Raw genomic sequence first — 20,469 nt, forward strand, 5'->3', positions numbered from 1 at the left:
TGTATGAAATTTGATCTATCGCATTCCGCGCTAAGCCTGCCGTGACCTGTAGCGTTCGACGAACAAGTTATCCACAAGGCAACCCACAGCTAATGGGGACAAGTGTCGAGGTGATCTGGATTTTGTCAGGGCGAATGTGAATAAAATCCGTGACTTATTTGCAAACAGGAGTTTCATGCCTGATTGACCAATTTTTGATCAATACGCCGTAAGCCCCACACAGCGTGGCCTGTAGGACAGAGCGAACATGTTATCCACAGAAGCGCCAACAGCGTTTGGGGGTAATTTGACGATTTTGTGGAAAACAGGCTGAGTAGCCACCAACCCGGTGTTATTGCGGTGGTTTTTCTACTTGAAGTCGATGATTGATCATTAATCGATCAACTCACTGGAAGCCCCGTACTGCATGGGTTGCAGCGTTGAGCGAACATCTTATCCACAGAAGCGCCAACAGAGATTGGGGGCAAGTCTGGCTTGGAATGCTGCGTTGCTCGCAGACAAAAGCCAATAGAAACCGCAAGTTACGCTGGTTGTTTTTTGAGCGAAGGTCTACAGAGAGCGATTTATATGGGTTGCAGCGAGGGGCAAACAGGTTATCCACAGCCGGACACACAGGGATTGTGGGTAACCGTGAAATTTCGGCAGGCACAATACTCAGGTGCATCGCCGGCCCTTGTGGGAGCGAGCTTGCTCGCGATGGCGGACCATCAGCACCATCATCGCTAACTGACAGACCGCTATCGCGAGCAAGCTCGCTCCCACAGGGAACCTAGGCGTTCCTGGGATTAGCGAACCACCCCCTCCTCCACCAGCAGCTTCAAAATCGCCTCGGCCCCCGCCTCCGGGCTCAAGCCCTTGAGCACCTGCCCACCTCCGCCGCTGGCCTTGGCCGTGGCGGCTTTCATGCGGTCGGCGCCGCTCTTGGCCTTGATGACCTTCAGGCGCTTGGGCCGTGGCTTGGCCGGTTGCAGGGTTGCCACCGCCAGCAGGGTATCGTCGACCACTTCGACTTCTTCCGCCTGCAACGCCCCACGCCGCGCCGGGCCATAGGCGCTCTGCCGTGGTTTCGGCGCGGCGTTATCCACAGTGGCCAGAAACGGCAGGCGCACCTTGAGCCGACGGCGCTGACCGCGGGGCAAGGCTTGCAGCACCCGGGCCACGCCGTTGTCGATGGATTCGACCTGGGCCAACCCCACCACCAACGGCCAACCGAGGTTTTCCGCCAACAGAAACGGCAGCATGCCCGAGCCTTCACCGGTTTCCGCCTGGCTGCCGGTGAGCACCACTTGGGCGCCAGCGTCTCTCAGATATTCGGTCAACGCCGGCAGCGCATCGGCGCCCTCCGGATTATCCAACACGTGAAGCTCATCCAGGCCCATGCCCAGGTAGGCGCGCAGTGCCGGTTCGGCCACGTCGCCGGCATGCAGCACTTGCAGTTCATTGCCGGCCAGTTGCAGGCCCAGCTCCACGGCGCGGGCGTCCTGTTCGGCGCGCCGGGGCCGACCAGAGGTCGGGTGGGCGCCGATGGAGACGAGGCTGATCACTTGGGTACTCATGAACATTTCCTTAGCTTAAGCCGCATCGCGCCTGGCTTCGTTGCGGTAAGCCTCTACCGCCGCGATCAGGGCCTGGAGAATCGCCGCGCTGTCGCCGATCACCGACAAGTCCGCGCGCTTGATCATGTCGCAGCCCGGATCGAGGTTGATCGCCACCACCTTGTCGCAGGCACCGATGCCTTGCAGGTGCTGGATCGCCCCGGAAATCCCCACGGCCACGTAGACCCGTGCGGTGACCCAGATGCCGCTGGCACCCACCTGGCGATCGCGAGCCATGTAACCGTCGTCCACCGCCACCCGCGAAGCACCTTCGGTTGCGCCCAAGGCCGCCGCGGTTCTGTGGAAAAGCTCCCAGTCCTTGACGCCGTTGCCGCCGGAGAAAATGAATTCGGCCTCGGCCATCGGGATCGCGCCCGGATCCACCGCCACCGCACCAAGATCCTCGATCCGCGACAAGCTGCGCGCCACGCTTGTGGATAACTCCACCGGCAAGGCCTCGTGGCGGGTCTCGCTAACCGGCTCGGCGCATTCGGCCGCTGCCAGAATCAGTCGCGCCAACGGCCGAGCCAGGTCTTGCAGGCCCGCACCGGCACGGCCGATGCACTCTTCGCCCTTGACCTGCCAGACACGCGTGGCCGGGCGTTCGCCCAAAGCTGCAGCGAAACGCCGGCCCAGTTCACCACCGCCGCTGCGGCTGTCGGGCAACAGCCAATGGCGTGGGCTGAACTGGTTATCCACAGCCCGCAGGCCTTGGACCCGTTGTTCCGGTGCATAACCGCTGAACTCGTCGCCCTCAAGCACCAGCAAGCGGTCCACGCCCGCCGTGGCGAATGCATTTTCCTTATGCTCGCCAAACACCACCGCCAGGACCGCACCTTCGCTGCCGGCCAACTGATGGGCGAGGCCCAACAGGTCGCGGTCGTGACTACTGAGACGGCCGCCGACCATGTCCGGGACCACGCTGATGTAGAACGCCGGTTGCGGCACCTGATGCAGCGGCAGTTGCACTTCAGTGGTCGCAGTGCGCTTGGTTGCGCCGCCCTGCTGGGCACCGCTGCGGTCGATGCGCTTGATGCCGTTGGGGCCGATGAAGCCTATCCCATGGACGTTCTTGCGAATGACGCCGTTAGGGCCCATCCAGCTGTGCTGCACCGGTTGCATGGCCGCGTGCAGCGGGTGCAGCCGGTTACGGGCGATCCACTCGGCGCGAGGGTCGCGGCGGATGATGTCGCTCATCAATGCACCTCCGCAGGTTCACGTTTGGCCGGAGTCACGGGCTTGCTCGGGGTCGTATCCTCGAGCAGCGCATCGGCCACCAGTTCGGCAATGTCCCTGATCATTGGTCGTGGTTCGACCACGCCTTCCAGCATCGCGGTGCACTGTGGACAACCCACGGCCACCAGTTCGGCGCCGGTTTCGCGGATGTCTTCCATGCGCATGTCAGGAATACGCTGTTTGCCCGGAATGTCGGTGATCGGCGCACCGCCACCGCCGCCGCAGCAACGGGAACGGAAACCGGAACGCTGCATCTCCTTGACCTCGATGCCCAGCGCACGCAGCACCTGGCGCGGAGCCTCGTATTCGCCGTTGTAGCGGCCCAGGTAGCAGGGGTCGTGATAAGTCACGCTGTCGCCCTTGTGCTGGCCGAGGTTCAGCGCGCCGGCGTCGATGATTTCCGCCAGATAGGTGCTGTGGTGCTGCACCAGGTAGTTGCCATCGAAGGCGCCGTACTCGTTTTTCAGCACGTGGAAGCTGTGGGGGTCGCAGGTGACGATGCGGTTAAAGCGGTATTTGGCCAGGGTCTGGATGTTGCGCTTGGCCAACAGCTGGAACGTCGCTTCATCACCGAGGCGCCGGGCCACATCGCCGCTGTCGCGCTCTTCGAGGCCGAGCACGGCGAAGTCGATCTTCGCCGCCTTGAGGACTTTGACGAAGGCGCGCAAGGTGCGCTGGTTGCGCATGTCGAAGGCACCGTCGCCGACCCAGAACAGCACGTCGGTGGATTTTTTCTCGCTGAGCAGATTCAGGTTCAGGTCTGCCGCCCAGTTCATCCGCCCGCCCGGGGCGAAGCCGCCAGGGTTGTCGGTGGCGATGAGGTTTTCCAGCACCTCGGCGCCCTTGTTCGGCGTGGCGCCTTTTTCCAGAGTCAGGTGCCGGCGCATGTCAACGATGGCGTCGACGTGCTCGATCATCATCGGGCACTCCTCGACACACGCCCGGCAAGTGGTGCAGGACCACAGGGTCTCGGCGTCCACCAGACCGTTGACGATCGGCTGGTGTGGATTACCGCCGTGCTCGCCAACGGGTTTGCCTGGGTAAGGACTGCCGGCGAACTTCGCATCGGTGCCGCCGGCCAGGCCGACGACCATGTCCTGGATGAGCTTTTTCGGGTTCAGCGGCTGGCCGGCGGCGAACGCCGGGCACGCCGCTTCGCACTTGCCGCACTGCACGCAGGCGTCGAAGCCGAGCAACTGGTTCCAGGTGAAATCCTTGGGTTTCTCCACACCCAGCGGTGCGGCGGGGTCGTTCAGGTCCAGCGGCTTGAGGCCGGTGGAACGGCCGCCACCAAAACGTTCTGCACGGCGGTGCCAGGCCAGGTGCAGGGCACCGGCGAAGGCGTGCTTCATCGGCCCGCCCCAGGTCATGCCGAAGAACAATTCCGACACGCCCCACAACACACCGAGCCCCAGGACAGCCGCCACCAGCCAACCACCGAAGTTCTCCGGCAGGATGCCCGCCACCGGCAGGGTCACCAGGAAAAACGACGCCGAGAAGGCCAGCAGGCTTTTCGGGAGGCGCATCCAAGGACCTTTCGACAATCGCGCTGGCGGGTTGCGCCGACGCAGGTACATGAAGATCGCACCGACGAACATCACCGCCGACATCAATAGCAGGGCGTAACCGAGGATGCGGTTGTGCAAGCCAAAACCGTGCACCAGGATCGCCAACACAATCGATGCTACCGCCCCGCCCGCCGTGGCGACGTGGGTATTGGCGATGTATTTGTCCCGCGCCACCACGTGGTGCAAATCCACCATGTAGCGCTTGGGCATGGCGAAGAGGCCACCGATCAGGTCGACTTTCGACGGTCGTCCCCGGCGCCACATGTTCACCCGCCGCAAGGCACCGAGGACCGCGAGGCCCAGGGCTGCGAACAGCAGGATTGGAAGAAGGGTGTTCAACATAGGTGTTGCTCCCAAAGACCTCAGGGTCATGTGCGCGCCAGTGAGAGCGACGCACCTACTTGTGGCGAGGGAGCTTGCTCCCGCTGGAGCGCGAAGCGCTCCCAAAAAAGCCCCAGGTGTAAACCTGATGCTCCTCGACTGATGATTTGGGGCCGCTTCGCAGCCCAGCGGGAGCAAGCTCCCTCGCCACAGGTGATGGTGTTAAGCCGTTAGAAATCCTTGCACAGCCGCAGGGCGTCGTAGATGGCCGCGTGGGTATTACGCTGGGCCACGCAGTCGCCGATGCGGAACAGCAGGTAGCCATCGCCACTCTGCTCAAGGCACGGCTGCGGCTTGATCGCGAACAATGCTTCGACGTCGATCTGGCCCTTGTTGCGCGAACCTTCCTTCAGCGCGTAGTAGATTTCTTCGTCCGGCCGCACGCCGTTCTCCACCACCACCTGGTCCACCACGCGCTCTTCCTTGGCGCCGGTATATTCGTTCTCCAGCACCGCCACCAGCTTGTCGCCTTCGCGGTAGACCTTCTCCAGCATCATGTCCCCGGTCATGATCACTTCCTTGGGGTACATGCTGCGGTAGTAGGTCGGGAACGAGGTCCCGCCAATGGCCACGCCCGGCTTGATGTCGTCGGTGACGATTTCGACCTGGCTGCCCTTGTCGGCGAGGAAGTCGGCCACCGACATGCCGGTGAACTCGCAGATGGTGTCGTAGACCAGCACGTTCTTGCCCGGGGCAACCTTGCCGTCGAGCACGTCCCAACTGCTGACCACCAGCCCTTCGGCGGCGCCCCAGTGTTCGTTCTGTTCGACGTTCGGGTGGCCGCCGACGGCCAGCACCACCACATCCGGACGCAAGTCCATGATGGTTGGCGCATCCGCCGCCACGCCCAGGCGCAGGTCGACTTTCAGCCGCGCCAACTCCAGCTGGAACCAGCGGGTGATACCGGCGATCTGGTCCCGTTGCGGGGCTTTCGAGGCGGTGGTGATCTGTCCGCCGATGAACTCCTTCTTCTCGAACAGCGTCACGTCGTGCCCACGCTCGGCGGCCACGCGCGCCGCTTCCATTCCGGCCGGGCCGGCGCCGACCACCACGACTTTGCGTTTCGGCCCGGTGGATTTCTCGATGATGTGCGGCACGCCCATGTATTCACGGGAGGTCGCGGCGTTCTGGATACACAGCACGTCCAGGCCCTGGTACTGGCGGTCGATGCAGTAGTTGGCGCCGACGCACTGCTTGATCTGGTCGATCTGGCCCATCTTGATCTTGGCGATCAGGTGCGGATCGGCGATGTGGGCGCGGGTCATGCCGACCATGTCGACGTAGCCGCCCTCGAGGATCCGCGTGGCCTGGTTCGGGTCCTTGATGTTCTGCGCATGCAGCACCGGAACCTTGACCACTTCCTTGATACCGGCGGCCAGGTGCAGGAATGGCTCCGGTGGATAACTCATGTTCGGAATGACGTTGGCCAGGGTGTTATGGGTGTCGCAACCCGAGCCCACCACGCCGATGAAATCGAGCATGCCGGTGTCGTCGTAGTACTTGGCGATCTGCTTCATGTCCTCGTGGGACAAGCCGTCCGGGTGGAACTCGTCGCCGCACAGGCGCATGCCCACGCAGAAATCGTCACCCACTTCGGCGCGCACGGCCTTCAACACTTCCAGGCCGAACTTCATGCGGCCTTCGAAACTGCCGCCCCACTCGTCGGTCCGCTTGTTGACCCGCGGGCTCCAGAACTGGTCGATCATGTGCTGGTGCACGGCGGACAGCTCGACGCCGTCCAGGCCACCAGCCTTGGCCCGGCGCGCGGCCTGGGCGTAGTTGCCGATCACCCGCCAGATTTCTTCCGGCTCGATGGTCTTGCAGGTCGCACGATGCACCGGCTCACGCACGCCGGACGGCGACATCAGGGTCGGCCAGTTGAAACCGTCCCAGCGCGAGCGACGACCCATGTGGGTAATCTGGATCATGATCTTGGCGCCATGCTTGTGCATGGCGTCGGCCAGGTTCTGGAAGTGCGGGATGATGCGGTCGGTGGACAGGTTCACCGAACTCCACCATTCCTGCGGGCTGTCGATGGCAACCACGGACGAGCCGCCGCAGATTGCCAGGCCGATGCCGCCCTTGGCCTTCTCTTCGTAATATTTCACATAGCGGTCGGTGGTCATGCCGCCGTCGGTGGCGTAGACCTCGGCGTGCGCGGTGCTGAGCACGCGGTTGCGGATGGTCAGCTTGCCGATCTGGATCGGCTGGAACATTGCTTCAAAAGCCATGGCGCGATCCTCGACTTACAACGGCTTGACGATGAACAGGCCGTCGTCGTGGCCTTCTTCGGAACCGCCGTAGACCTGCTCGGCCACGGTGCGGATCTGGCTGCCGCGAGCGGCGAGAATCTGATCCATGGCGCCGGCGAACCAGCCGGTGAACATGTAGTCGACCTTGCGCCCGACCTTGCCGTACACGTAGACGAACGCCGAATGTTCGAGCTTGACGCTGGCGGTGCCTTTGTCCAGGTCGATGTCCTGGATCTTGAACAGGCCCCAGCCACGCTGGGACAAGCGCTTCATGTAATGCTCGAACACCGCGACGCCTTCCAGGCCGTGACATTCGGCTTCTTTTTCACACCAGTGCCAGGCGGATTTGTAGCCGGCCTTGTAGAGGATTTCGGCGTAGGCATCGGCGCCCAGCACTTCCTCGATGCCCATGTGGTTGTTGACGAAGAAGTGCCGCGGCACGTACAGCATCGGCAGGGCGTCGGAGGTCCAGACACCGGTTTCGCTGTCGACTTCGATAGGCAGTTGCGGGGCGATCTTGGCCATGAAAACGTGACTCCGGAAATTCGTGATGTGCCTGCGGCGCGAGTGGCCGCAGGTAAAGGATTCGGTGACGCGGCGGGGTTTATTCGCCCCAGACATCTTTCAAAACGTTCACCCAGTTCTCGCCCATGATCTTGCGCACCACCCGCTCCGGGTGACCGCGCTTGAGCAGCGTCTCGGTGAGGTTCGGGAACTCGCCCACGGTGCGGATGCCCAGGGGGTTGATGATCTTGCCGAAGCTGGTCAGACGACGGGCATAGCCCTTGTCGTGTGTCAGCATCTCGAAGAAATCCTGGCCATGGCCCTGGGTGAAGTCAGTGCCGATGCCGATGGCGTCTTCGCCGACGATGTTCATGGTGTATTCGATGGCTTCGGCGTAGTCGTCGATGGTCGAATCGATGCCCTTGGCCAGGAACGGCGCGAACATGGTCACGCCGACGAAACCGCCGTGGTCGGCGATGAACTTCAGTTCCTCGTCAGACTTGTTGCGTGGGTGCTCTTTCAGACCGGACGGCAGGCAATGGGAGTAGCAGACCGGCTTCTTCGATTCGAGAATGACTTCTTCTGAAGTCTTGGAACCAACGTGGGACAAGTCGCACATGATGCCGACGCGGTTCATCTCGGCGACGATTTCACGACCGAAGCCCGACAGGCCGCCGTCGCGCTCGTAGCAGCCGGTGCCCACCAGGTTCTGGGTGTTGTAGCACATCTGCACCACGCCGACGCCCAGCTGCTTGAAGATCTCGACATAGCCGAGCTGGTCCTCGAAGGCATGGGCGTTCTGGAAGCCGAAGATGATGCCGGTCTTGCCCTGCTCCTTGGCGCGACGGATGTCGGCGGTGGTCTTCACCGGGATCACCAGGTCGCTGTTTTCGCGGATCAGTTTCTGGCTGGCGACGATGTTGTTGATGGTGGCCTGGAAACCTTCCCACACCGACACGGTGCAGTTGGCTGCGGTCAGGCCGCCCTTGCGCATGTCTTCGAACAGGTCACGGTTCCACTTGGCAATGATCAGCCCGTCGATAACGATGCTGTCGGCGTGCAATTCGGCTGGGCTCATCAGGCAGTCCCCTTGTTGGCGATTCATGCGCCGAATCGTGTGCCGGCGCTTTGGGGCCAGCATATGCCTGAGGGCCGTCGCGACCGGGTGCAAAAACGACAGGGGAATTGCCGAAAGCGTCAATCCGCGACAATGGGCTGCGACAGGCCCACCCTGCCCATCTGTTCTTTACCCGGCGCTTGCGCCAGAATCCGCTGCACCACTGGATTCAACCGGACTCGAGCGACAACCGATGAAATCGATTTTCTTCGCCCTGGCACTGATCAGCACCGTCGCCCACGCGACCGAAGACACCGAACCCAACCCCTGCGACGAAGTTGAAAACGACGTCCAGACCCTGGCCTGTTCGGCCTACGGCAAAGCCGCCGCCGAACAACTGCTCAACGAAAACCTGCAAAGCCTCAACGAACGCCTGCAAACCCGCTACGCCAGCGACAAGGCCCAGCTCAACGACATCACCGCCAAGATCAAGGCCGCCCAGCAACTGTGGCAAAAGCAGCGCGAAGCCGACTGCGCGATCGCCGCCTTCCCGGCCAAACCTGGCAGCGACACCTACAAAATCGCCGAAAACGACTGCATGGCCCAGGTGAGCGATGACCGGTCGGAGTTTTTGGAGTCGATTGGGCAGGAATAAATTGGGCGCAACATCCCGACACCATCCGGCCGTTGGTCCTGGAAGAGATATAAGTCAGGATTCGCAAATCTTATAAAAGACTTATACCTCGACATGAGCCTGGTGAAATGCGATGAACGTACCTACTGACATTCAGATCATCAACGACGCAGACGGAAATCCGGCCTTTGTGGTCATTCCGTATGCGCAATACGTTGCGCAGAAATTGGAACCCGATCTGATTCCTCATGAAGTCGTTAGCCGTATCGTCGACGGCGCCACGCCCATACGCGCCTGGCGCGAGCATTTGAACCTGACCCAAGACGAAGTTGCCAAGCGTCTCGGTATTTCCCAACCGGCGTTTGCCCAGCAAGAATCTGTGGCCAAACCTCGCCGAGCTACACGAGAAAAAATTGCCTCTGCCTTTGGCATCCATGCTGATCAACTGGAGCTATAGATTCGCAAGGCGTTGAGCCTCAAGGTGGGTAAACTGGCGCTCCAGACCACCCGAACCCAAGGCCCGAGCATGATCATCTGCGGCATCGAAATCAAAGGCAGCGAAGCGATCATCGCCGTTGCCTCGCTGGACCAACAGGCGTTAAGCCACGTCGCGCTCAGTACCAAGAAAATCGCCCTCGACGACGATGACGAAGCCGCCAACGTCAAGGCCTTCGCCGCGCAGGTTCGAGCGTTCGTGACGGACAACGGCATCGAACGCATCGCCATCAAGAAGCGCAGCAAGAAAGGTGAATTCGCCGGTGGGCCGACCACCTTCAAGATCGAGGGCATTTTCCAGTTGCTGGAAGGCTGCGAGGTGATGCTGCTGTCGCCGCAGACCATCAACGCGCAGAGCAAGAAACACGACTTCGCCCTGCCGGCGACGCTGAACAAGTATCAGCATGAGGCGTACAAGGCAGCCTGCTCGGCACTGATGAAGAAATAGACCTTTTTCAGCCGAACACAGCCCCCCGTGGCGAGGGAGCTTGCTCCCGCTGGGCTGCGCAGCGGCCCCGAAACCCGGCACCCAAATGTGTCAGGTTGATTGAGTCGATGACATTGGGGCTGCTCCGCAGCCCAGCGGGAGCAAGCTCCCTCGCCACGGTGTATTTCCAGACTATGAAAACCTGTCAAACCACCTCCCGCTCATCCCCCTGCCGTCGCCGATCCTCCCGTGGACACCGGGCAAACCGTGCCCGATAGCTGCGGGTGAAGTACGACGGCGACTCGAACCCGCAGGCGATGCTCACCTCCAGCACGCTCATGTCGGTCTGACGCAGCAGTTGCCGGGCCTTTTCCAGGCGCAGGCGCAGGTAGAAGTTGCTCGGGGTGTCGTTCAGGTGCAGGCGGAACAGGCGCTCCAGCTGACGCCGCGTCACGTTGATCGACTCGGCCAGGGCCAGGGTGCTCAAGGGCGGTTCGCTATGGGTCTCCATCTCGCCAATGACCTGCACCAGCTTCTTGTTGCGGATGCCATAGCGCGTGGCGATTTCCATGCGCTGGTGATCCTTGCGCGGACGAATGCGACCGAGCACGAATTGCTCGCTGACCTGGACCGCCAGCTCCGGGCCGTGGGCCTGGCCGATCAGGTCGAGCATCAGGTCGATGGAGGCGGTGCCGCCGGCGCAAGTGATGCGACGGCGGTCAATCTCGAACAGTTCCTGGGTCACGCCGAGCTGTGGATAAGATTCCTTGAACGCCTCGATCGCCTCCCAGTGCAACGTCACCCGGTGTCCATCAAGTAGCCCCGCCTCGGCCAGGACCACGCTGCCGGTGTCGATACCGCCAAGGATCACACCTTCATTGTCCAGTCGATGCAACCAGCGCTCCAACGCCGGGCTGGCAAATTTCAACGGTTCGAAACCCGCCACGACCCACAGCGTCGCACCCTTCTTCAGCGGCTCCAGCGCGGCGTCGGCGTTGACCGACATGCCGTTGCTCGCCAGCACCGCACCGCCATCGGCGCTCAGTACATGCCAGCGGTACAGCTCGCCGCGAAAACGGTTGGCGACCCGCAAGGGCTCGATGGCCGAGATGAAACCGATGGCCGAGAAACCCGGCATCAACAAGAAATAAAAATCCTGGGACATGGAGCGCACTCGGTTGACGGGCAGCGTGCGGACCTTGATACGCCACTTGCAAGCGTCCTTCAAGCGCACAGGTCGCTGCAGTGCAAGAGCAGGTCGCCGCTGTGCGTTTTGCGCGGGGGCCGGCTGCGTACTTTGGCATCACCGGCGCGCAGATGCCGGAACCCATAACAACAAGCTGCCGAGGAACCTGACAATGAAACACCTGATCAGCTACTGCGTTCTTGCAATCAGCGCCACGTCTCTCCTGAACCAGACTGCCCTCGCAGCCGAACCCGCTGCCTGCCAGAACGTGCGCCTGGGCGTGGTCAACTGGACCGACGTCATTGCCACCAGCGCCTTGACCCAAGTGATGCTCGATGGCCTCGGCTACAAGACCAAGCAGACCAGCGCCTCCCAGCAGATCATTTTCGCCGGCATCCGCGACCAGCGCCTGGACCTGTTCCTGGGCTACTGGAACCCGCTGATGACCCAGACCATCACCCCGTTCGTCGAGGCGAAGCAGGTCAAGGTGCTGGAGCAGCCGAGCCTGAAGGACGCCCGCGCCACCCTGGCCGTACCCACTTACCTGGCCGACAAGGGCCTGAAGACCTTCGCTGATATCGCCAAATTCGAAAAAGAGCTGGGCGGCAAGATCTACGGCATCGAGCCCGGTTCCGGTGCCAACACCCAGATCAAAGCGATGATCGCCAAGAACCAGTTTGGCCTGGGCAAGTTCCAGCTGGTGGAGTCCAGCGAGGCCGGCATGCTCGCGGCGGTGGACCGCGCCGTGCGGCGCAAGGAAGCCGTGGTGTTCTTCGGCTGGGCGCCGCACCCGATGAACGTCAATGTGCAGATGACCTATCTCACCGGCAGCGAAGACGCCCTCGGCCCGAACGAAGGCATGGCCAGCGTCTGGACCGTCACCGCGCCGAACTACGCCGAGCAATGCCCTAACGTCAGCCGCCTGCTGAGCAACCTGACCTTCAGCGCCGAAGACGAGAGCCGGATGATGCAGCCGCTGCTCGACCACAAGGACCCACTGGAATCGGCCCGGCAATGGCTGAAGGACCACCCGCAAGACAAGCAGCGCTGGCTCGAAGGCGTGACCACTTTCGACGGCAAGCCGGCCATCGACAGCTTAAAACTGACCAGCAACTGATCAACCGTTATCCCTCTGCGCAGCTCCAAAGGGCTGCGCGGTGACTCACCACGCCTGAAGGAATCCGCACCATGAACCACGACGTCATCATCACCTGCGCACTCACCGGTGCTGGCGACACGACCGCCAAGAGCCCGCACGTGCCGGTCACCCCGAAACAGATCGCCGCGGCGGCCGTCGAGGCGGCCAAGGCCGGCGCCACCGTGGTCCACTGCCATGTGCGCGACCCACAGACCGGCAAGTTCAGCCGCGACGTGGCGCTGTACCGCGAAGTGATGGAGCGCATCCGCGAGGCCGACGTCGACATCATCGTCAACCTCACCGCCGGCATGGGCGGCGACCTGGAAATCGGTAGCGGCGAAAAACCCATGGAGTTCGGCCCCAACACCGATCTGGTGGGCCCACTGACCCGCCTGGCCCACGTCGAGGAGCTGTTGCCGGAAATCTGCACGCTGGATTGCGGCACCCTGAACTTCGGCGACGGCGACACCATTTACGTCTCCACCCCGGCGCAACTGCGGGCCGGCGCCAAGCGCATCACCGAGCTGGGGGTCAAGGCCGAGCTGGAGATCTTCGACACCGGGCACCTGTGGTTCGCCAAGCAGATGATCAAGGAAGGCCTGTTGGACAACCCATTGTTCCAGCTCTGCCTGGGTATCCCGTGGGGCGCGCCGGCGGATACCACCACCATGAAGGCGATGGTCGACAACCTGCCCGCCGACGCGGTGTGGGCCGGCTTCGGTATCGGCCGCATGCAAATGCCGATGGCGGCACAGGCCGTATTGCTGGGCGGCAACGTGCGGGTCGGGCTGGAAGACAACCTCTGGCTGGACAAAGGCGTGCTCGCCACTAATGGACAACTGGTGGAGCGCGCCGGCGAAATCCTCAGCCGCCTCGGGGCGCGTGTGCTTACGCCGGCTGAGGGCCGCAAGAAAATGGGCCTGACCCAGCGCGGCTAACCAAATCTCCACCGTCTTCCCTGTGGGAGCGAGCTTGCTCGCGATAGCGATAGTCCGACCGTCAAAGATGCGTCAGATGCACCGCCGCCATCGCGAGCAAGCTCGCTCCCACAGGTGATCCTCACCCTTTTCAGGAAACCACCATGAGCTTCATCACCAACATCAAAACCTTCGCCGCCCTGGGCAGCGGCGTCATCGGCAGCGGCTGGGTCAGCCGCGCCCTGGCCCACGGCCTCGACGTGGTCGCCTGGGACCCGGCGCCGGGTGCCGAAGCGGCCTTGCGCAAACGCGTCGCCAGCGCCTGGGGCGCCTTGGAAAAACAGGGCCTGGCCCCCGGCGCATCGCAGGATCGCTTGCGCTTCGTCGCTACCGTCGAGGAATGCGTACGCGAGGCCGATTTCATTCAGGAAAGCGCTCCCGAGCGGCTGGAGCTCAAGCTTGAACTGCACGCCCAGATCAGCGCCGCCGCCAAGCCGAATGCACTGATCGGGTCAAGCACCTCGGGGCTTTTGCCGAGCGAGTTTTATGCAAACTCCACTCATCCGGAGCGCTGCGTGGTCGGGCATCCGTTCAACCCGGTCTATCTGCTGCCCCTGGTGGAAGTGGTCGGCGGCAAGCACACCGCGCCTGAAGCCGTGCAAGCGGCGATGCAGGTCTACGAATCCCTTGGCATGCGCCCGCTGCACGTGCGCAAGGAAGTCCCCGGTTTCATCGCCGATCGCCTGCTCGAAGCGCTGTGGCGCGAGGCCCTGCACCTGGTCAACGACGGCGTGGCGACCACCGGCGAAATCGACGATGCCATTCGTTTTGGCGCCGGCCTGCGCTGGTCGTTCATGGGCACTTTCCTGACCTACACCCTAGCCGGCGGCGATGCCGGGATGCGCCATTTCATGGCCCAGTTCGGCCCGGCGCTGCAATTGCCGTGGACCTACCTGCCGGCGCCGGAGCTGACCGAGAAACTGATCGACGATGTGGTGGACGGGACGAGCGAGCAACTGGGGCGCCACAGCATTTCGGCGCTGGAACGCTATCGTGATGATTGCCTGATGGCGGTGCTGGAGGCGGTGAAGGCCACCAAGGAAAAGCATGGAATGGCCTTCGCCGAGTAAACCTTGGTTTTTTGGGCCAGCAGGTCTGGCCCCATCGCGAGCAAGCTCGCTCCCACATTGGCTCTGTGTCGTTCTACAAAACCTGTGGGAGCGAGCTTGCTCGCGATAGCGGCCTCCCAATCGCCACAACAATCGGAACCCACCCTCATGCCCACCCTAACCACCTACCAAACCCCCATCCTCCCTGAATGGGTCGACTACAACGGTCACTTGCGCGATGCCTTCTACCTGCTGATCTTCAGCTACGCCACCGACGCGCTGATGGACCAGCTCGGCCTGGACAGCCAGAACCGCGAAGCCAGCGGCCATTCTCTGTTCACCCTCGAACTGCACCTGAACTACCTCCACGAAGTGAAGCTCGGGGCCGAGGTAGAGGTGCACACACAAATCATCGGCCACGACGCCAAACGCCTGCACCTCTACCACAGCCTGCACCTGGTGGGCGGAGACAAAGAGCTGGCCGGCAATGAGCAGATGCTGCTGCACGTCGACCTGGCGGGCCCGCGCTCAGCGCCTTTCACCGAGCAGACCCTGGGCCGACTCAAAGCCCTGATCGACGAACAATCCGACCTGCCGGCTCCGACCTGCATTGGCCGCGTCATCGCCTTGCCGCCCGCCCGATAAGTCTCGAACAGGAGACCGCCATGAACATCGCCGCCGCTATTGCCGACTTCCGACGCTACCCTCTTGTCCAGGCATTGAGCGCTGTAACCCCCTTGGCCGACCGGGTCCACGTCACGTGGGCTGACGGTCGGATCAGCCCGTTTCACCATCAATGGCTGCGGGACAACTGCCCCTGCGCGCAGTGTGTCTACAGCGTCACCCGCGAGCAGGTCCTGGAGATCGTCGACGTCCCGGAAGACCTGACGCCCGGCGAAATCGACATCGACGGCGCGGGCTGCCTACACGTGGTTTGGCAGGACGGCCATCAGAGCCTTTTCGACCCGGGTTGGTTGCGCGCCCATGCCTATGACGATCAATCCAGGGCCGAGCGACTGGCGGGCAAACCACAACGCCAACTGTGGCAGCACGATCTGTCACTGCCAGTGTTCGAATACCAGGCCCTGATGGAGGACTCCGACACCTTGCTGAAATGGCTACTGGCAGTACGCGACATCGGCCTGACCCAGGTACGGGACGTCCCCACCGAACCCGACTCGCTGAAACTGATTGCCCAGCGCATTTCCTTTATTCGCGAAAGCAATTTCGGCGTGCTGTTCAACGTGCAGTCCAAGGCCGATGCCGACAGCAACGCCTATACCGCCTTCAATCTGCCGCTGCACAGCGACCTGCCAACACGAGAGCTGCAGCCCGGTTTGCAGTTCCTGCATTGCCTGGTGAACGACGCCGACGGTGGCGAGAGCATCTTCGTCGACGGTTTCGCCATCGCCCAGGCGCTGCGCCGGGAAGACGCCGAAGCCTTCGACGCGCTGTGCCAGATCCCGGTGGAATTTCGCAACAAGGATCGCCACAGCGACTACCGCTGCCTGGCGCCGATCATCGCCCTGGATACGCTGGGGCAGGTCTCGGAGATCCGCATGGCGAATTTCTTGCGCGGACCGTTCGATACGTCGGTGGAGCAGATGCCCAGGCTCTATCAAGCCTATCGCCGCTTCATTGCCCTGACCCGCGAGCCTCGGTTTCGCCTGGTACAGAGGCTTGAACCCGGCCAGCTCTGGTGCTTCGACAACCGTCGCACCCTCCACGCGCGCAATGCGTTCGACCCAGCCTCCGGGGCGCGACACTTCCAGGGGTGTTATGTCGATCGGGATGAGTTGCTGTCGCGGATTCAGGTGTTGCAGCGTTAGACCGCGTCATCGTTCTTCGCGAGCAGGCTCGCTCCCACAGGGGTTCTGTGTCGATCACAAAATCTAATGTGGGAGCGAGCCTGCTCGCGAAAGCACCCGATCAGACAACTCATTTCCCGCTGATTCACACAGACAAAAAAATCCCCGATCAAGCCGTGACAGGATCGGGGCAGGAGCGTTACTGGAGGAGCCGTTGCGCGAGGGTGACCAAACCATCGTGATTCAGCTTGGGACCAGTGTGCCCACTCCCGAGGCAGGCGAGTTAGCCGAAAACGACCCGCTCATAGTCATTCAGGCCAGATCGACAATTTGCCCTTGCCGCAGCTCCGGACGGCTACCAGAATCCAGTCACGACCCCAATCCCTGAACAAGGAAAAGCGTCATGATGTACGCCGATTTGATCGACCAGGAAGACCTGCTGGGCCAACTCAAGGCCCTGGGGCTGCAGATACCCAGCGGTGCGACCGCCGAGCAGGCTTGTGAATGCGCGGTGCGCGGCCTGGACCGGGCGCGCGCCAATGAACTGCGGCGCATGGTCAAGGACATGTACACCAGCAGCGCGACCATCCTGCCGGCGGTGCGTCAGGCGATCGACAAGCAACTGCTGCCAGCGCTGACCGAATACCAGCAGAACCATAGCGGCTGACCTTGTGGCGAGGGAGCTTGCTCCCGCTGGGCTGCGTAGCAGCCCCAAAAAGCTTGGGACCGCTGCGCGCTGGAGCGCCAGCCCGGTCCAGCGGGAGCAAGCTCCCTCACCACAAAAGCCCTCGGTCTTAGAGCCTCACACTGGCAAACGTCGACTCATTGCGCGCCTGGCTCAAGGCCGACAGCGGGCCGGACAATGGCGACAGCACCAGGGCCTGCGGCAACGGCATCATCGCTACCTGCTGCGTAGTGTTGGAACCGACGCGTTCGTCACGCGGCGGAATGCCGAAGTATTCGCGGTAGCACTTGGAGAAGTGCGGGGTGGAGACGAAGCCGCACACCGAGGCCACCTCGATAATCGACATCGGCGTCTGCTTGAGCAACTGCCGCGCGCGGATCAGCCGCAGCTTGAGGTAATAGCGCGACGGCGAACAGTGCAGGTACTTCTGGAACAGCCGCTCGAGCTGACGTCGGGACACGGCGACATACACCGCCAGTTCGTCCAGGTCGATCGGCTCTTCGAGGTTGGCCTCCATCAGTGCGACGATTTCCTGCAACTTCGGCTGGTTGGTGCCGAGCATGTGCTTGAGCGGCACGCGCTGGTGATCCTGCTCGTTGCGGATGCGCTCATAGACAAACATTTCCGAGATCGCTGCCGACAGTTCGCGACCGTGATCGCGGCTGATCAAGTGCAGCATCATGTCCAGCGGCGCGGTGCCGCCAGAACTGGTGAAGCGATTGCGGTCGAGGGTGAACAGGCGCGTGCTCATCGACACCCGCGGGAAGGCTTCCTGCATGGCTGCCAGGCATTCCCAGTGCACGCTGCAATCGAAACCGTCCAGCAGGCCGGCACAGGCCAGGGCCCAACTGCCGGTGCAGACCGCGCCGAGGCGACGGGACTGCCGGGCCTGGCTTTGCAGCCAGGAGACGTGCTCACGGGTAACGGTGCGCTGGATGCCGATGCCGCCGCAGACGATGACGGTGTCGAGGGCCGGCGCTTTGTGCATGGAGGCGTCAGGCGTGATCTGCAGACCGTCACTGGCCCAGACCTGCCCGCCATCGACAGTCAGGGTGGTCCAGCGATACAACTCGCGACCGGACAGCTGGTTAGCCATGCGTAGCGGTTCCACCGCGGACGCCAGGGAAATCAGCGTGAAATTGTCCAGCAGCAAAAAGCCGATGGATTGAGGCGCACGGTTCTGGGGTTGAGCCCCAGAGTTGGACGTCGTCATCGCGGTATCTCCTCACACAAAGCGGGTGATGGCCTCAGGCGGAGGCTCTTGTTATTGCCCACCATTCTCTTGCGTGAGACGGGGCTTTATCGGGACAGAGCAATTGCCATGCCTAAATTTGAATGCGCGTTCAATAAATCCTGAAAACGACATGCCGACCTGTCTATTCAAGGGGCCTGTCGGGGCTGGTTTGAAAGTGCCATCAACGGCCCCAGGCACCTGCCACAGTGGGCTGTGAGCAGATCGGTAGCACTTGTGGTAACTGGGCTGCGCCGCTTGCACGGCGGATGTCACCGCAAGCGCGGGGACGGACGGTAGCGCGGCGGACAATGGCGTGACCGATAAGTCAGGTCTTGTCTGTTTGCGACGCGCCAAAACGTGGCGTGTTTTTGCAGCGGTGTTCATTTTACGAGCGGTTTTTCTCGATACCTGTGGCGAGGGAGCTTGCTCCCGCTGGGCTGCGGAGTGGCCCTGAGTCGGGCACCTCGGCGTGTCAGAGAACCGCAAAGGGGACGCTTCGCGCCCCAGCGGGAGCAAGCTCCCTTGTCACGGAATTATCTTGTGAATCCTGAATCAACACTCCACCGCACTCACCGCCAACCCGCCCCGCGATGTCTCTTTATATTTGTCATGCATGTCGGCACCGGTGTCGCGCATGGTGCGGATCACCCGGTCCAGGGAGATGAAGTGCTGGCCGTCGCCACGCAGGGCCATTTGTGCGGCATTGATGGCTTTCACCGCGGCAATCGCGTTGCGCTCGATACAGGGCACCTGGACCAGGCCGCCGACCGGGTCGCACGTCAGGCCAAGGTTGTGCTCCAGGCCGATTTCCGCGGCGTTGCACAATTGCTCCGGCGTGGCGCCGAGGATTTCCGCCAGGCCCGCCGCCGCCATGGCGCAGGCCGAGCCGACTTCGCCCTGGCAGCCAACTTCGGCGCCGGAGATCGAAGCGTTCTTCTTGCACAAAATCCCCACCGCCGCTGCGCTGAGGAAATAGTCCACCACGTTGGCGTCGGTCACCGCTTCGCTGAATTTCATGAAGTAATGCAGCACCGCCGGAATGATCCCCGCCGCGCCATTGGTCGGCGCCGTGACCATGCGCCCGCCGGCGGCATTTTCCTCGTTGACCGCCAGGGCGAACAGGTTGACCCATTCCATGGCGCTCAAGGTCGAGCCGATCACGTTCGGTTTGTTCAGTTCCTGCAGGCTGCGATGCAACTTGGCCGCACGTCGCCGTACATTCAGGCCGCCGGGCAGGATGCCTTCGTGCTTGAGGCCTTGTTCGACGCAATCCTGCATGGCCCGCCAGAGTTTCATCAGGCCGCTGCGGATCTCTTCCTCGGAGCGCCAGACCTTTTCATTCGCCATCATCAACTCGGCCACCCGCAGGTTGTGCGTGCGGCACAGTGCCAGGAGCTCTTCGGCGCTGGAAAAATCGTACGGCAGTTCGGTACTGTCCAGGTCCACCACGCCGCTGGAAGCCTGGGCCTGGTCAACAACAAAACCTCCGCCGATGGAATAGTACGTGTCGCGGTGCAATTCGCCGCTCGCGCCTTCGGCAACCAACGTCATCGCGTTAGGGTGGAACGGCAGGTTCTCGTCGATCAGGCGCATGTCGCGCGACCAGACAAAAGGCACCGGCAGACGCCCATCCAGCAATAAGGTCGCGGTTTCGCGCAGCAGTTCGATGCGCTTGCCGATCTGCGACGGGTCGATCGCGTCAGGCCATTCGCCCATCAGACCCATGATCGTGGCGTTGTCGCTGCCATGGCCGATGCCGGTCGCCGACAGCGAACCGTACAACTGCACCTCGACCCGGCGCACATCGTGCAGCAGCGCCTTCGCCCGCAGCGCTTCAACGAACAGCGCCGCGGCGCGCATGGGGCCCACGGTATGGGAACTGGACGGGCCGATACCGATCTTGAACAGGTCGAACACGCTGATTGCCATGCCTTGGATCTCCAGAACGGTCACATCCGGGCGCAGGAGCGCCCGGTGGCGGAGCTGCTACGCTCAACGCCGGGATGGCCGCATCATCCGGCTTTTGAATCGGCTTTCGACGTCTGACACCGACGCAATCATGCCCAGCAGCGCCGCGCCCTTGTCGCCCAGGTTTTACGACGTTTTTTTGCGTGTCAGAAGCCAGCCGAGGGCGGAAAAAATCTGTAAACGACGTCACCAACACTGGATGCGACCCTCCCTGTACTGGATACGACGCACCCTGTAGGCGTCGGATTTGCACTGGTACATGATCGGTTACGGCT

Annotated in this window: 18 protein-coding genes; 9 read left to right on the top strand and 9 right to left on the bottom strand. The window is 62.3% G+C overall.

Annotated features, from left to right (window positions below; translation table 11 throughout):
* Window positions 1–785 precede the first annotated feature (785 nt).
* From J3P91_RS25325 to J3P91_RS25350, 6 genes are all read right to left on the bottom strand, one after another.
* Window positions 786–1,556 (bottom strand): electron transfer flavoprotein subunit beta, encoded by a 771-nt coding sequence (locus J3P91_RS25325; protein ID WP_434602072.1) that lies wholly within the window; start codon window positions 1,554–1,556, stop codon window positions 786–788.
* A 15-nt stretch (window positions 1,557–1,571) separates the two neighbouring features.
* Complete coding sequence (locus J3P91_RS25330; RefSeq protein WP_434602073.1) at window positions 1,572–2,792, bottom strand: electron transfer flavoprotein subunit alpha/FixB family protein; 1,221 nt, start codon at window positions 2,790–2,792, stop codon at window positions 1,572–1,574.
* Entirely contained in the window at window positions 2,792–4,741 is a 1,950-nt protein-coding gene (dgcB, locus tag J3P91_RS25335; RefSeq protein WP_434602074.1) for a dimethylglycine demethylation protein DgcB, read from the bottom strand. The genes J3P91_RS25330 and dgcB overlap by 1 nt, the downstream gene beginning before the upstream one ends.
* Window positions 4,742–4,950: 209 nt before the next feature.
* Window positions 4,951–7,011 (bottom strand): dimethylglycine demethylation protein DgcA, encoded by a 2,061-nt coding sequence (gene dgcA / locus J3P91_RS25340; protein WP_305498294.1) that lies wholly within the window; start codon window positions 7,009–7,011, stop codon window positions 4,951–4,953.
* Between the two features lie 15 nt (window positions 7,012–7,026).
* Window positions 7,027–7,557: a DUF5943 domain-containing protein gene (locus tag J3P91_RS25345; RefSeq protein WP_018612374.1), complete on the bottom strand. Its 531-nt coding sequence runs from the start codon at window positions 7,555–7,557 to the stop codon at window positions 7,027–7,029.
* Window positions 7,558–7,636: 79 nt separating this feature from the next.
* The gene (locus tag J3P91_RS25350) at window positions 7,637–8,614 is read right to left on the bottom strand and encodes a dipeptidase (RefSeq protein ID WP_030139307.1); all 978 of its coding nucleotides are present in this window, start codon (window positions 8,612–8,614) and stop codon (window positions 7,637–7,639) included.
* A gap of 232 nt (window positions 8,615–8,846) precedes the next feature.
* On the opposite strand from J3P91_RS25350, the gene J3P91_RS25355 reads away from it, so the two are divergent.
* The 3 genes from J3P91_RS25355 (at window position 8,847) to J3P91_RS25365 (ending at window position 10,170) form a co-directional block, all read left to right on the top strand.
* Window positions 8,847–9,248, top strand: coding sequence for a lysozyme inhibitor LprI family protein (locus J3P91_RS25355; protein ID WP_434602075.1), 402 nt, complete (start codon window positions 8,847–8,849; stop codon window positions 9,246–9,248).
* A 112-nt stretch (window positions 9,249–9,360) separates the two neighbouring features.
* Window positions 9,361–9,684 (top strand): helix-turn-helix domain-containing protein, encoded by a 324-nt coding sequence (locus tag J3P91_RS25360; protein ID WP_305498291.1) that lies wholly within the window; start codon window positions 9,361–9,363, stop codon window positions 9,682–9,684.
* A gap of 69 nt (window positions 9,685–9,753) precedes the next feature.
* Window positions 9,754–10,170, top strand: coding sequence for a DUF3010 family protein (locus J3P91_RS25365; protein WP_434605223.1), 417 nt, complete (start codon window positions 9,754–9,756; stop codon window positions 10,168–10,170).
* A 184-nt stretch (window positions 10,171–10,354) separates the two neighbouring features.
* Here the strand turns inward: J3P91_RS25365 and J3P91_RS25370 are convergent, their stop codons facing one another.
* Window positions 10,355–11,314 carry a GlxA family transcriptional regulator gene (locus J3P91_RS25370; protein ID WP_434602076.1) on the bottom strand — a complete coding sequence of 320 codons (960 nt, stop codon included), beginning with the start codon at window positions 11,312–11,314 and terminating at the stop codon, window positions 10,355–10,357.
* Between the two features lie 193 nt (window positions 11,315–11,507).
* On the opposite strand from J3P91_RS25370, the gene J3P91_RS25375 reads away from it, so the two are divergent.
* The 6 genes from J3P91_RS25375 (at window position 11,508) to J3P91_RS25400 (ending at window position 16,974) form a co-directional block, all read left to right on the top strand.
* Entirely contained in the window at window positions 11,508–12,452 is a 945-nt protein-coding gene (locus J3P91_RS25375) for a choline ABC transporter substrate-binding protein (RefSeq protein WP_434602077.1), read from the top strand.
* A 71-nt stretch (window positions 12,453–12,523) separates the two neighbouring features.
* Window positions 12,524–13,411: a 3-keto-5-aminohexanoate cleavage protein gene (locus J3P91_RS25380; RefSeq protein ID WP_434571287.1), complete on the top strand. Its 888-nt coding sequence runs from the start codon at window positions 12,524–12,526 to the stop codon at window positions 13,409–13,411.
* Between the two features lie 143 nt (window positions 13,412–13,554).
* A complete protein-coding gene (locus J3P91_RS25385) occupies window positions 13,555–14,520 on the top strand; it encodes an L-carnitine dehydrogenase (RefSeq protein ID WP_434602078.1) in 966 nt (321 codons plus the stop codon).
* A gap of 147 nt (window positions 14,521–14,667) precedes the next feature.
* Window positions 14,668–15,144 (top strand): thioesterase family protein, encoded by a 477-nt coding sequence (locus J3P91_RS25390; protein WP_434602079.1) that lies wholly within the window; start codon window positions 14,668–14,670, stop codon window positions 15,142–15,144.
* Between the two features lie 20 nt (window positions 15,145–15,164).
* A complete protein-coding gene (locus J3P91_RS25395) occupies window positions 15,165–16,328 on the top strand; it encodes a gamma-butyrobetaine dioxygenase (RefSeq protein ID WP_434602080.1) in 1,164 nt (387 codons plus the stop codon).
* A 382-nt stretch (window positions 16,329–16,710) separates the two neighbouring features.
* Window positions 16,711–16,974 (top strand): hypothetical protein, encoded by a 264-nt coding sequence (locus tag J3P91_RS25400; RefSeq protein WP_434571283.1) that lies wholly within the window; start codon window positions 16,711–16,713, stop codon window positions 16,972–16,974.
* A 127-nt stretch (window positions 16,975–17,101) separates the two neighbouring features.
* Here the strand turns inward: J3P91_RS25400 and J3P91_RS25405 are convergent, their stop codons facing one another.
* Together J3P91_RS25405 and J3P91_RS25410 are read right to left on the bottom strand one after the other, a co-directional pair.
* A complete protein-coding gene (locus J3P91_RS25405) occupies window positions 17,102–18,205 on the bottom strand; it encodes a GlxA family transcriptional regulator (protein WP_003177576.1) in 1,104 nt (367 codons plus the stop codon).
* 573 nt (window positions 18,206–18,778) lie between these two features.
* The gene (locus tag J3P91_RS25410) at window positions 18,779–20,155 is read right to left on the bottom strand and encodes an L-serine ammonia-lyase (RefSeq protein ID WP_434602081.1); all 1,377 of its coding nucleotides are present in this window, start codon (window positions 20,153–20,155) and stop codon (window positions 18,779–18,781) included.
* Window positions 20,156–20,469 lie beyond the last annotated feature (314 nt).

This window comes from Pseudomonas sp. Z4-7 (assembly GCF_051131965.1).
Taxonomy (GTDB): domain Bacteria; phylum Pseudomonadota; class Gammaproteobacteria; order Pseudomonadales; family Pseudomonadaceae; genus Aquipseudomonas.

Excerpts from the sequence above, each read along its gene's own strand:
- J3P91_RS25400 (WP_434571283.1), top strand. The coding sequence starts at position 16,711 with ATGATGTACGCCGATTTGATCGACCAGGAAGACCTGCTGGGCCAACTC.
- J3P91_RS25350 (WP_030139307.1), bottom strand. The coding sequence starts at position 8,614 with ATGAGCCCAGCCGAATTGCACGCCGACAGCATCGTTATCGACGGGCTG.
- dgcB (WP_434602074.1), bottom strand. The coding sequence starts at position 4,741 with ATGTTGAACACCCTTCTTCCAATCCTGCTGTTCGCAGCCCTGGGCCTC.
- J3P91_RS25390 (WP_434602079.1), top strand. The coding sequence starts at position 14,668 with ATGCCCACCCTAACCACCTACCAAACCCCCATCCTCCCTGAATGGGTC.
- J3P91_RS25385 (WP_434602078.1), top strand. The coding sequence starts at position 13,555 with ATGAGCTTCATCACCAACATCAAAACCTTCGCCGCCCTGGGCAGCGGC.
- J3P91_RS25330 (WP_434602073.1), bottom strand. The coding sequence starts at position 2,792 with ATGAGCGACATCATCCGCCGCGACCCTCGCGCCGAGTGGATCGCCCGT.
- dgcA (WP_305498294.1), bottom strand. The coding sequence starts at position 7,011 with ATGGCTTTTGAAGCAATGTTCCAGCCGATCCAGATCGGCAAGCTGACC.
- J3P91_RS25375 (WP_434602077.1), top strand. The coding sequence starts at position 11,508 with ATGAAACACCTGATCAGCTACTGCGTTCTTGCAATCAGCGCCACGTCT.
- J3P91_RS25410 (WP_434602081.1), bottom strand. The coding sequence starts at position 20,155 with ATGGCAATCAGCGTGTTCGACCTGTTCAAGATCGGTATCGGCCCGTCC.
- J3P91_RS25395 (WP_434602080.1), top strand. The coding sequence starts at position 15,165 with ATGAACATCGCCGCCGCTATTGCCGACTTCCGACGCTACCCTCTTGTC.
- J3P91_RS25355 (WP_434602075.1), top strand. The coding sequence starts at position 8,847 with ATGAAATCGATTTTCTTCGCCCTGGCACTGATCAGCACCGTCGCCCAC.
- J3P91_RS25325 (WP_434602072.1), bottom strand. The coding sequence starts at position 1,556 with ATGAGTACCCAAGTGATCAGCCTCGTCTCCATCGGCGCCCACCCGACC.
- J3P91_RS25365 (WP_434605223.1), top strand. The coding sequence starts at position 9,754 with ATGATCATCTGCGGCATCGAAATCAAAGGCAGCGAAGCGATCATCGCC.
- J3P91_RS25345 (WP_018612374.1), bottom strand. The coding sequence starts at position 7,557 with ATGGCCAAGATCGCCCCGCAACTGCCTATCGAAGTCGACAGCGAAACC.
- J3P91_RS25405 (WP_003177576.1), bottom strand. The coding sequence starts at position 18,205 with ATGACGACGTCCAACTCTGGGGCTCAACCCCAGAACCGTGCGCCTCAA.
- J3P91_RS25380 (WP_434571287.1), top strand. The coding sequence starts at position 12,524 with ATGAACCACGACGTCATCATCACCTGCGCACTCACCGGTGCTGGCGAC.
- J3P91_RS25370 (WP_434602076.1), bottom strand. The coding sequence starts at position 11,314 with ATGTCCCAGGATTTTTATTTCTTGTTGATGCCGGGTTTCTCGGCCATC.
- J3P91_RS25360 (WP_305498291.1), top strand. The coding sequence starts at position 9,361 with ATGAACGTACCTACTGACATTCAGATCATCAACGACGCAGACGGAAAT.